The 11,145-nt window shown below is 61.1% G+C and carries 9 protein-coding genes and 1 tRNA gene; 5 read left to right on the top strand and 5 right to left on the bottom strand.

Annotation, left to right across the window (positions count from 1 at the left end):
- Positions 1 to 66 precede the first annotated feature (66 nt).
- From HHL08_RS03405 to HHL08_RS03425, 5 genes are all read right to left on the bottom strand, one after another.
- A complete protein-coding gene (locus tag HHL08_RS03405; RefSeq protein WP_169571041.1) occupies positions 67 to 1,659 on the bottom strand; it encodes a restriction endonuclease subunit S in 1,593 nt (530 codons plus the stop codon).
- Positions 1,656 to 2,066, bottom strand: coding sequence for a nucleotidyltransferase substrate binding protein (locus tag HHL08_RS03410; protein WP_169571042.1), 411 nt, complete (start codon positions 2,064 to 2,066; stop codon positions 1,656 to 1,658). Before HHL08_RS03410 ends, HHL08_RS03405 begins: the two co-directional genes overlap by 4 nt.
- Positions 2,056 to 3,654, bottom strand: a complete 1,599-nt coding sequence (locus HHL08_RS03415; protein ID WP_169571043.1) for a class I SAM-dependent DNA methyltransferase — start codon at positions 3,652 to 3,654, stop codon at positions 2,056 to 2,058. Before HHL08_RS03415 ends, HHL08_RS03410 begins: the two co-directional genes overlap by 11 nt.
- A 351-nt stretch (positions 3,655 to 4,005) precedes the next feature.
- Positions 4,006 to 4,082 (bottom strand) — tRNA-Met (locus tag HHL08_RS03420).
- A gap of 95 nt (positions 4,083 to 4,177) precedes the next feature.
- Positions 4,178 to 5,044 carry an alpha/beta hydrolase gene (locus tag HHL08_RS03425; protein WP_235954663.1) on the bottom strand — a complete coding sequence of 289 codons (867 nt, stop codon included), beginning with the start codon at positions 5,042 to 5,044 and terminating at the stop codon, positions 4,178 to 4,180.
- 136 nt (positions 5,045 to 5,180) lie between these two features.
- Between HHL08_RS03425 and HHL08_RS03430 the strand changes: the two genes are divergently transcribed.
- The 5 genes from HHL08_RS03430 (at position 5,181) to HHL08_RS03450 (ending at position 11,086) form a co-directional block, all read left to right on the top strand.
- Complete coding sequence (locus tag HHL08_RS03430; RefSeq protein ID WP_169571044.1) at positions 5,181 to 6,590, top strand: circularly permuted type 2 ATP-grasp protein; 1,410 nt, start codon at positions 5,181 to 5,183, stop codon at positions 6,588 to 6,590.
- Between the two features lie 130 nt (positions 6,591 to 6,720).
- Positions 6,721 to 7,653 (top strand): alpha-E domain-containing protein, encoded by a 933-nt coding sequence (locus HHL08_RS03435; protein WP_169571045.1) that lies wholly within the window; start codon positions 6,721 to 6,723, stop codon positions 7,651 to 7,653.
- Positions 7,654 to 7,698: 45 nt separating this feature from the next.
- Entirely contained in the window at positions 7,699 to 8,571 is an 873-nt protein-coding gene (locus tag HHL08_RS03440; RefSeq protein ID WP_169571046.1) for a transglutaminase family protein, read from the top strand.
- Positions 8,572 to 8,649: 78 nt separating this feature from the next.
- Positions 8,650 to 9,387 carry a peptidase gene (locus HHL08_RS03445; protein ID WP_169571047.1) on the top strand — a complete coding sequence of 246 codons (738 nt, stop codon included), beginning with the start codon at positions 8,650 to 8,652 and terminating at the stop codon, positions 9,385 to 9,387.
- A gap of 220 nt (positions 9,388 to 9,607) precedes the next feature.
- Positions 9,608 to 11,086 carry a hybrid sensor histidine kinase/response regulator gene (locus HHL08_RS03450; protein ID WP_169571048.1) on the top strand — a complete coding sequence of 493 codons (1,479 nt, stop codon included), beginning with the start codon at positions 9,608 to 9,610 and terminating at the stop codon, positions 11,084 to 11,086.
- Positions 11,087 to 11,145: the final 59 nt, after the last annotated feature.

An 11,145-nucleotide genomic window follows, 5' to 3' on the forward strand; every position in this document is an offset into this window, starting at 1 on the left:
CTAATGCGCCGCCCACTGCTAACAGGTGGGAAACAGGCTCAGGCGCGCGAATAGCGACAACAGCCATTAAGCGGCCCGATCCTGCGGAACCACGCGCACCGTGCCGGACATTAGGCGAGGAAGCAGATAGTCACGGGTTTCGGCGAGGGTGCGGTTTTCCAATTCGCAATGGATCATCCGATCCCAAAGCGGCTGCATGACCTCTGACATCGCCGTAATCGACGGTCCAGGCGGGCAGACAGTTACAGCGTTTGTCAGGTGCATCCGTTGGATATGCCCCATCGTGGTCGCTTTGGAGGCGGCGATGAGCTGAAATTCCGGCATATGATGATGGACCCACAGGGCATAGAACCATTGCGGATAAGTAGCCGACGTCACCTTGAAGAGGTGTTGGTTCAGCGCCCCATCGCCTTCGGTCCAGACCTTCGCCATTAAGCTGCCGGACCACGAGAAGATGAAATCGCCATCTCTGACAATATATTTGGGCGGCAAAGTCCGTGATGCCCTGTTGCTGCGCTCGGTCAGTCCATTCCGCAATTCGGCGATCTTGATGACTGGCAGATCAGGCTCGCCCGGTATTGGCGGATGCTTTTGCAAGGCCAAGCCGTTTAGGAACTCGGCTATCGAATCCAGCGGTCGCGCGCTCCATCCCATAGGCAAGCCATCATCGCCGAAGGCATCGGGGAAGAGGGCGGCGAGGTGTGTGGTGTAGGTGGGGTCGGGGGTCAGGCCGCCCAGGATCGCGACAGGATCAACCTCTCCCGCCTGTTTCCGCCGGACAGGGCCGAAATCGACAAACCAATCCCGAAACACCGCCTGCGCCTGCCGCTCCAGCGTCGCATTCATCCGCCGGTTAAGTTCGATCTTGTCGTCGATGGTCGCAAGGACGGAAAGAATGCGCTCCTGTTCGTCAAGCGGCGGCAGCGAGATTGGCATTTGCCGGGCAGAGCCGACATTGAAATGCTGCTGAACAGCGCCAACCAAATTGCTCCCGATATGATGGGCCGCAAGCGAGTTTACCCAATAGGCGAGGTATCGAGGGTGGAGGTCATTTCCGCACCGAACAATAACAAGATCGGAGCAATTGGCATCGGTCAGCCACTCAGGAATGACGCTGCACACGCCCGGCTTGCCCGTCCTGATAATGACGACATCGCCGGGCTTCAAAGCCGATTTTCGGAGCCGCTTGTGAAACTCAGGGGAGATGAATTTGAGGTCTTGCAACGAAATCCGATACGGCTCGATATTGAGTGATCGCAGGAAGGGGATTCCTGTCGCGACATACTCATTGGCCATAGAGCCAACATGGCCCACGGTAAGTTCTGACGCGACATCGCCAAGGGTCACAAGCGGCCAACCCAGCGCCTTTCCGTCCCGATCAATCACCGCCTGAAAACTTGGCGCGACCGAATGCCAATCGACCACATCGACGCGAAAAGGCAAATCGCTCTCGGAGAACGCTTCGGCTACGTCACTTAGCACCGCGCGGGGCAGCGGCCCTTTGCCCTTTACCGCAAGATCAAGATCGGAATGGGGCTTTGCTGTCCATTTCGCGCGGCTACCGAACACGCGCACGGACACGCCGCCGGGCAGATGCCGGGCGATGATGTCATGCACGATCTTCGCATGGTCGGGGCGCAGATCAATCGGTGGCGTCATGCCAGCCCTTCGCGCAGACGATCCCGCAGGAAGCGCGCTTCCAACAGAAAATCGGGCACGATGGCGAACACCTCCCGCGCCTTTTCCTCGTCATACGTGTGGCTGGTCACACCCCGCGCCCGGCGATACTCTTTCCACAGCGACCAGTCGCTCCGCAGCAGGCCGCGTTCGTTGCCGGATCGGATCAAATCCTGAAACGTCATCCCGTCAAATTCGTCGGGATTGGCGGACGTGGCCTCCATAAATCGCTTCAACATCTTGTGGGCCAGTTCATAGGTGAACTCGAACCGCTGAATGCAGGCATCGCGGATCATGTCATCGTCAGACGTTTGCCCGTGCCGTTCCAGCGCGGCTTCGAGCGAGGCAATGGCCTTTTCGAGAGGCTCAATATTCAGGTCAATTGCCATCTAACACCACCATTGCCAGCTTCTCGCGGATCAGCGCGGTCAGTCGGTCGCTTTCGTTGAATTGCTCTTCGAGCGTGGCTTGCAGGGTAGCGAAACGCTCCGCGAAAGGCACGCCGTCGTCCACGGTATTTTCCGCGCCGACATAGCGGCCCGGCGTCAGGACATGGCCATGCTTGCGGACATCCTCCAGCGTGGCCGATTTGCAGAAGCCGGGAATGTCCACATATTCGCCAAGCCCAGCCTCCGGCTTTGCGCGCCAGCGGTGATAGGCTCCGGTGATCGTCGCGATGTCGGCTTCCGAAAACTCGCGGCGGGTGCGGTCCACCATATGGCCAAGGTTACGGGCATCGATGAACAGGAACTCGCCCTTGCGGTGGCGGTGGCCGTTCGCGCTCTTGTCGCGGGCGAGGAACCACAGGCAGGCGGGAATCTGCGTCGAATAGAAAAGCTGGCCTGGCAGCGCGACCATGCAATCCACCACGTCGCCCTCAATCATGGCCTTGCGGATTTCACCTTCGCCCGATTGCTGGGAGGACATCGAGCCATTGGCCAGCACCACGCCCGCCGTGCCGCGCGGGGCGAGGTGGTGAATGATATGCTGGAGCCATGCGAAATTGGCGTTGCCTGCGGGCGGCTGGCCGAATTTCCAACGCACGTCGCCTTCCAACTGCGGTTGCCACCAGTCCGAAATGTTGAACGGCGGGTTCGCCATTGCGTAGTCGAATTTGAGGGTGGGGAAGGCGTCGCTCAGGAACGAACCTTCATTGTTCCACTTGATGTCCGCGTCGATCCCGCGCACGGCGAGGTTCATCTTGCAGAGCTTCCATGTCGTATGGTTACGCTCCTGCCCATAGATGGCGATGTCGCTGCGACGGCCCTGATGGTTCTCTATGAAGCGTTCGGACTGCACGAACATCCCACCGGACCCGCAGCACGGATCGTAAACCCGGCCATTGTGCGGTTCCAGCATCTCCACGATGGTCTGGACGACGGATCGCGGGGTGAAGAACTCGCCGCCGCGCCGCCCTTCCGCGCCCGCAAACTGGCTGATGAAATACTCATAGGCCCGGCCCAGCAAATCCTTGGATTTGGCATCCTCCCCGTGCATCCCAACACCTGAGAACAGGTCGATAAGCTCGCCCAACATCGTCTTGTCGAGTTGCGGGCGGCCATATTCCTTGGGCAAAACGTCCTTCAGAACGGCAGCGTTGGCGCGTTCGATGGAATCCATCGCATTGTCAATCAAGTTGCCAATATCGCCTTCGCGCTCCTTGCCGGTGGTGACATCGGTAAAGGCGATCTTCGGGCGCTTGGCATTGGCTTGCAGATGCTCCCACCGCGCCTCCGACGGCACCCAGAACACATTAGCGGCGAGATATTCTTCGGGGTCTTCGGGGTCGGCATATTCTTCTTGGGACAGCTTCGCGTGGTGCAGTTCGAACGCCTCGGAGATATACTTGAGAAAAATCAGCCCTAGCGCGACATGCTTATATTCGGAGGGTTCCAGATTTCCACGCAGCTTGTCCGCCGCCTTGAACAGGTCCGCTTCAAAGCCGAGGTCGCTGCCGCTATTTGCCTGAGATGCCATTGATTCTTGTTCCCCTTAAAGGGAACTCTAGCGGGAAATGCGATTGAACGGCAACGCAGATTGCGCCTCTAACGAGCTTCGGGAGACCGGTTCATTCAAGCTGGACAACTTGATGGCAGACCTCTCTTCGCAAAGCGCCCTGTACGCCATAGGCCAGTTAACACGGCAAACAGGTTAGTCCCATTCGCGGCAGTTCACACTTGAGCGCTGCCTACTGAAACCGCCTGGTTATGTCCCGTTCAGTTCCGAATCATGCCAGTCCGGCTTAACCAAACCGTGGGAACAAATGTGGCTTTTTGCATAGGGGGTCCGGGGTTTATCGCGTGAAAACAACACGATAAACCCCTTGACTGGTAGCGGAGGAGGGACTTGAACCCCCGACACGCGGATTATGATTCCGCTGCTCTAACCAGCTGAGCTACTCCGCCCCAATGGGCTCCGTCAGGGCCGTGCCCTGCGGTGAGGCGGCGCTATACGCAGCGCGGACGGGTCGGTCAACGGGGTTTGCGCAAATCTTGTGCGATCATTTCCGCCGGACTTCCCAACCGGCGGGCAAGGCCACAGGATAGCGGGCCAAAGCGCCCGAATCCATGGCCTCCACCGCTTCGCTGACCAGCGGGGCGATGCGTATCATGTCGGGATTATGGCCGGCGCCCGGCGCGATCAGCCAGTCGGTGGGGGATCGGGCGGCGGCGAACAGTGCGGCGGCCTGGCCCATGTCCACCCGGTCGTCGGCGGTGCCGTGCATCATCACCAGCGGCGCTGCGATCTTGGTCGCCGCGTCCAGATTGTTCCACTTGTCGGGCAGCAGCGCGCCCACGCCCGCCGGTGCGGACTCGGTCAGCTTGTCGAAGGTCGACAGGGTGACGACGCCGCTCACCGTGACGGTCGCCGCCACATGCAGCGCCACCGCGCCGCCCAGCGAATGGCCGACCAGAAAGACGTGCGCGTCCGGCCCCACCAACTGCCGCGCCAGCGCCACATAGGCGCGGCCGTCCGCCATCAGGCCCGCCTGGGTCGGGCTGCCCGGATTGCCGCCAAAGCCGCGATAGGACACGACGATGACATGGTCGCCCTGGCCGGTCAGATGCTCGGCATAGCGCGCCGCCACGCCCTGATGCGATCCGCGGCCGTGGAAGAAGAGCAGGACGTCGCGGTCAGCGGGGTCGCCCGGCCAATAATAGCCGGTCAGCGCCACGCCATCCTCGGTCCGCACCGGGATCGCGCGGGGCAATGCCTTCACCCATTGGGCGATGTCGATCCGCGTGTCATCGGCCTTGTATATCTGTTCGCGCACGGTTGATGCGCACCCGCCCAGCATCATAGCCGCGGCGGCCAGCATCGCCGTCATCCACGGCCCTACATCCCGCCCTCTATGCCCCATCGTCATGCCCCCGCCGCCTTGCCGGTCCCTAATAACGAAAGCGTGGGCGACATGCGTCATTTTTCTGTTGCAATCCCGTTTGCGCCGCGCCCTAATGTTGCGACGCACAACCGGCCATAGTGGCTGAGGGAGGAACGTCCAATTGCCCTTCCATGAAATGTTTGAGCCGGATGGTTCGATACGCCCCTGTTATGACGAAGTGCAGAAATGGGTGGAGCGAACGGGCATTGCCGGACTCAATCGCCGCATGGATGAGGCCGAGGCCATCTTCCGCCGCATCGGCATCACCTTCGCCGTTTATGGCGAGGGCGGCGATCCCGAACGGCTGATCCCCTTCGACCTGCTGCCGCGCATCTTCACCGCCAACGAATGGCGCGTGCTGGACAAGGGCATCCGCCAGCGGGCGCGGGCGTTGAACGCCTTCCTGCACGATGTCTATCATCGCGGCGAAATCGTGAAGGCCGGCATCATGCCCGCCGACATCATCTACAAGAACAGCGCCTATCTGGCGGAAATGGCCGACTTCACCCCGCCGGGGAAGGTGTACAGCCATATCGTGGGCATCGACATCGTGCGCACTGGCCCTGGCAGTTTCGAAGTACTCGAGGATAATTGCCGCACCCCCTCGGGCGTGTCCTACATGCTCGAAAATCGCGAAATCATGACGCGCATGTTCCCCGAACTGTTCGCGCAGGGGATCGTGGCGCCGGTGGACGATTATCCCGCCGAACTGCTCAAAAGCCTTAAAGAAGTCGCACCCCCGGCGTGCAAGGGCGATCCGGTCGTGGTCGTGCTGACCCCCGGCTCGCTCAACAGCGCTTATTATGAGCACAGCTTCCTGGCCGACCTGATGGGCGTCGAACTGGTGGAGCCGGCGGACCTGTTCGTCGACGAAGACCGGGTGTGGATGAAGACCACGCTGGGGCCAAAGGCGGTGGACGTCATCTATCGCCGCATCGACGACGAATATCTCGATCCCTTGGTGTTCCGCCCCGACAGTCTGCTGGGCGTGCCGGGCATCTTCAACGTCTATCGCAACGGCGGCGTCACGCTGGCGTCGGCGCCGGGCGCGGGGATCGCAGACGACAAGGCGGTCTATATCTACGTGCCGGAGATGATCCGATTCTATCTGGGCGAAAAGCCGATCCTCGACAATATCCAGACCTGGCAGTGCGGCAAGCCCGACGAGATGGCCTATGTGCTGGAAAATCTGCACGAACTGGTGGGCAAGGAAGTCCATGGATCGGGCGGCTATGGCATGTTGATCGGCCCCAAATCGACCAAGGACGAAGTCGCCGCCTATGCCGCGCGGATCAGGGCCAATCCGGGCGAATTCATCGCCCAGCCCACGCTCGACCTGTCCACCGTGCCGACGCTCGGCCCCGCGGCGGTGGTCGGCCGCCACGCCGATTTCCGCCCCTATTGCCTGGTCGGCAAGCAGATCCGCCTGGTCCCCGGCGGCCTGACCCGCGTTGCTCTGACCGAAGGGTCGCTGGTGGTGAACTCCAGCCAGGGCGGCGGGGTCAAGGATACCTGGGTGTTGCAGGATTGATGATGGGACACGGACCTGCCTCTCCACCGTTCGCCCTGAGCCTGTCGAAGGGCTGTTCTTTCCTTGAAGTGAAGGGCAGGGCTTCGACAGGCTCAGCCCGAACGGAAAATATTCTGCGGGATTCCCACATATGCTGAGCCGGACCGCCGAAAATCTCTACTGGATGGCGCGCTATATGGAGCGGGCGGAGGCCACCGCGCGGCTGCTCACCATGGGGCAGCGCATGGCGATCCTGCCCGGCGCGCATCATCGCGACGAATGGCGATCGGTCGTGCGCGCCACCGGGGCGGAGCATCGCTTTCCCGAAGGCACGATCGTCACCGAAAGCGACGCCGTCTCCTTCCTGATGCTGGACGCCGACAATCCCAGTTCGATCCGATCCTGCCTGCTCAAGGCGCGGTCCAACGCCAAATCGGCCCGCACCATGTTGACGCAGGATATGTGGGAAGCGCTCAACGACGGCTGGCGCAAGCTCGACAGCTATGATGTCGGCGAAGCGCGGCAGCAGCTTCCCGCGCTGATCGACTGGGTCAAGACCCGCGTCATGACCTTCCGCGGCGCCGCCCATTCGGGCCAGCTACGCAACGAGGGTCACGACTTCCTGCGCTGCGGCTCCGCGCTGGAGCGGGCGCAGATGACGCTGCGGCTCCTTGACGTCAAATATTATGTCCTGCTGCCCGAAACCGAAGTGATCGGCGGCAATCGTGACCATTATCAATGGACATCGGTGCTGCACGCGCTGTCGGGCAGCCGCGCCTATCATCATGTCTATGGCGGCACCTATACGCCTTGGCAGATCACCGATTTCCTGATGCTCAACCGCATGTTCCCGCGCAGCATCGCCTATTGCTACGACCAGCTGGCCTACCGGCTCAATCGCCTCGCCGGCTGGCATGACGCCCGCGCCGCCTGCCACGATACGGTGCAGGAAATGGTCGTCGCGCTGGAGAAGCTCGACAGCGGTGAAATCTTCCGCTTCGGTCTGCATGAAACGGTGCAGCACGGCCTGTCGATGACCAACCGGCTGGGCGGGGAAATCGCCCAGGCCTATCATTTCGGCTGATCGGGGAAGGGACGGCCGGGGCCAGGCTGGCTAAGGGGGGACTTCATGAAATTGCTCGTTCGCCACCAGACCGTCTATCGCTACGCCGCCGCCGCGGGCCGCGTGGCGATGCGGCTGAAGCTGATGCCGGTCGATACGCCCGCGCAGACCGTGCTCGACTGGCAGGTCAGCATCAATGACGCGCCGCTCACCAACTTCCGCCGCAACAGCTATGGCGAGATGGAGACGATCTGGATTCGCCACGACCGGCTCGATCATGCGGTGATCGTGGCGGAGGGGCTGGTCGACACGCGCGAAAGCCATGGCGTCGTCGGTTCTCCCGATAGCCGCGTCGATCCGCGCTATTTCCTGCGCGACACGCCGCTCACGCACGCATCGGACGGCATCGCCGCCATGGCCCGCGGGGCGCCGACCGGCGAAAGCCCGCTGGCGCAGCTCCATGCGCTGTCCGCGGCGGTCAGCGACGCGGTCCAGTATCGATCCGGCGTCACCACATCCGCCACCACAGCGGCGCAGGCCTTTGCGCTCGGCGCAGGCGTGTGCCAGGACCATGCCCAGATCTTCATCGCCGCCGCCCGCGCGATCGGCCGGCCCGCCCGCTATGTGTCGGGCTATCTGCTCGCGGGCGATGGCAGCGCGCTGCACGAAACCCACGGCTGGGCCGAAGCGCATGTGCCGGGCCTGGGCTGGATCGGATTCGATCCCTCCAATCGCGTGTGCGTCACCGAACGCTATCTGCGCCTGGCGAGTGGCCTGGATGCCGATGACGCCGCGCCGATCCGTGGCTCCGTCACGGTCGCGGGCGATATCTGGATTGACGCGGACGTCCGTATCGCGCAGGCGGAGGACGGCGTCGAGGAACGACAGCTGCAACGGCAGCAACAACAAAGCGTCCCGCCGCCCGAACAGACGGGTTAATAGAAGCGATCGCACGTCGAATGGACATCCGCCGATTCGGCGAATCGCGACAGACAGAACATAGGGGGCCAGCGGGCCGTGACTTATTGTGTGGCCGTGCGCGTCGATCAGGGACTGGTCATGCTGTCCGACACCCGCACCAATGCGGGCATGGACAATATCGCGCGCTTTCGAAAGAGCTTCACCTATCATGTGCCCGGCGAGCGGGCGATCACGCTGATGTGTTCGGGCAATCTGTCGATCACCCAGGGGGTGAAGGCGACGCTGAGCAAGGCGATCAAGGAAGCCAAGCTCGCCCCCGATGTCGAAACGATCCTCAACTGCGACACCATGCACCGCGCCGCCCAGATCGTGGGCGATGCGATGCAGAAGATGCAGCTACGCTATCGCGAAAATATCGAGATGGGCGGATCGGGTTCGGGCGCATCGATCATGATCGCGGGCCAGCGCAAGGGCGGCAAGCCGCGCCTCTACCTCATCTATTCCGCCGGCAATTTCATCGAGGCGACCGAAGACACGCCCTTCTTCCAGATCGGCGAGCATAAATATGGCAAGCCCATCCTGGACCGCATCATCCAGCGCGAAACCAGTCTGGAGGACGCGACCAAGGCGGTGCTGGTGTCGATGGATTCCACGCTGCGTTCCAACCTGTCGGTCGGTATGCCGCTCGACCTGACGGTCATCGCCACCGACGCCTTCGACTTCCGCGTCCGCACCCGCATCGAAGCGGATAATGAGGAATTCGCGATGATCTCCCAAAGCTGGAGCGCCGCGCTCCGCAAGGGGTTTGAGGATTTGCCCAACGTCTTGGATTGAGGGGCGTGCGGCGGGTGACGGCTATGCGCCAATTCTAGCCGTTCTGGCACCACTACGATGCTCCCAGAACCGGACATCTCTGCAACCCGCATCAGCATGAGGATAAGCAATCCTGATCACCACCGGGGTGTAGCCTACGCACTGTATATCACCGATCCCGCCCTGCGCTCACCGATATAGTTTATGCGTTGTTTACCTGGGCGTGACAAAAAAGAGCGTCATGAAGATGCTTGCACCCCGTAAAATGTCTATCTCTGCAAGGGCGGCTGTCACGCTTTCGCTCGTGATCGGATTATTGTTTTTAGTTTCGGGCATGGCTGCGTATTTCGATATAAAACGCCAGGCCCTAGCCGAGGCACTGATCCGGCTCGATGGTCAAAATAGGCAAGTGGCGGAACTTCAGGAGGGTCGGTTCACACGGCTCAGCGCAGCGCATGAACATGCTAAACAGCTATTGTTGGCAGAACTTGCTGAAGGTCCAAGCCCCGATGACGCGCGTAACCTCGACACCCTTTTTCCGCGTGATCGTCGCGGGGGGCGGCGAAGTTCGGACCTGCTGTTCGACGGTGGCCGGGCACCATTCGGTTATGTGCGTGGTGTGGGCGCCTATATCGGGACGGAACCGGATGCGAACCAACGAGCGCTCATTCTCCGTGCCACACGGGTGGCGCACGCAGTCGGAGAGGGCATTCGCCCTGACCTAAAAAGTCTCTACTTCTTCACTCCGGACAATACGCTCATCATGTTCGCGCCGGATCGTGAGGACAAGCTCGGCTTCTACCGGAAGAAAGCTCCCGGCAATCTTGATTTTCAACAGGAAACGTTCGCAAAGATCAGCACGGCTGCGTTGAATCCATCGCGACGGACACGATGTACGCCTCTCGTGCATATCCTATACGATACATCCGGTCGAACTTGGACGACGGGCTGCATGACCCCTGTCGATTGGAACGGGCGACACATTGGTACCTGGGGCACGAGCCTTCTGCTCAATGATTTGCTGTCGGCCGATGAGTTGAATGGGCTTCGTGCAACGGATACCGTGCTCGTATCGGCCGAAGGGATGTTGATCCGGCATCCGCGCTACACGCTTCAGAGCGAAGCGGGGGCCGAACAATTGTTGGACCTTAAGCAGACGCGCGATCCGCAGCTCCAAGCTCTGTGGCAGTTCATTCGCAGTAATGCCGGCAAGACATTTTTGGGCCATGCGCCAAGGTTGGCCGCACATGTGTCGATGCGCACGATCAAAACGCCCGGTTGGTATGTGCTCACCATCCAAAACGAGGACGTGATACAAGCAGGCGCACTGCGTGCCGTTGCGCGCGTAGCCATAACGGCATTTCTTTGCCTTTTGCTCCAAGGCATCGCTATCAGCCTGCTGATTCGACGCTATGTCGGAAGGCCGCTTGCGCGTCTGACCGAACGGACAAGAATGTTGACCCGCAGTTTCCAGCCCGAGGTCGATTTTCCCACGAGCGCGATGCCAAAGTTCGACGAAGTGGAACAACTGGGCCACGACTTCGATGACATGGCTGACAAACTCACGCGCGCACATCACAACCTGGAACAGCAAGTCGCCCAGCGGACGGACCAGTTGCATCGCGCTAACGCTGAACTCAGCCGATTGGCCGACTGTGTAGAGGGCGGTGACAAACCAGGCCAATGGAACGCCAGCGATTTGCTGAGCGTGGCGGTTTAAAAACCAGCCATCGGATAGGTTGCTCCTTTTAAGGGGGGTGGCCGGGGATGTTTGCCGTG

It is taken from the genome of Sphingobium psychrophilum (assembly GCF_012927105.1).
Lineage (GTDB): Bacteria > Pseudomonadota > Alphaproteobacteria > Sphingomonadales > Sphingomonadaceae > Sphingobium > Sphingobium psychrophilum.

Bases quoted from the DNA above. Each gene is read 5' to 3' on its own strand.
- HHL08_RS03415 (WP_169571043.1), bottom strand. From the start codon at position 3,654: ATGGCATCTCAGGCAAATAGCGGCAGCGACCTCGGCTTTGAAGCGGAC.
- HHL08_RS03450 (WP_169571048.1), top strand. From the start codon at position 9,608: ATGAAGATGCTTGCACCCCGTAAAATGTCTATCTCTGCAAGGGCGGCT.
- HHL08_RS03405 (WP_169571041.1), bottom strand. From the start codon at position 1,659: ATGACGCCACCGATTGATCTGCGCCCCGACCATGCGAAGATCGTGCAT.
- HHL08_RS03410 (WP_169571042.1), bottom strand. From the start codon at position 2,066: ATGGCAATTGACCTGAATATTGAGCCTCTCGAAAAGGCCATTGCCTCG.
- HHL08_RS03440 (WP_169571046.1), top strand. From the start codon at position 7,699: ATGAAATTGCTCGTTCGCCACCAGACCGTCTATCGCTACGCCGCCGCC.
- HHL08_RS03435 (WP_169571045.1), top strand. From the start codon at position 6,721: ATGCTGAGCCGGACCGCCGAAAATCTCTACTGGATGGCGCGCTATATG.
- HHL08_RS03425 (WP_235954663.1), bottom strand. From the start codon at position 5,044: ATGACGATGGGGCATAGAGGGCGGGATGTAGGGCCGTGGATGACGGCG.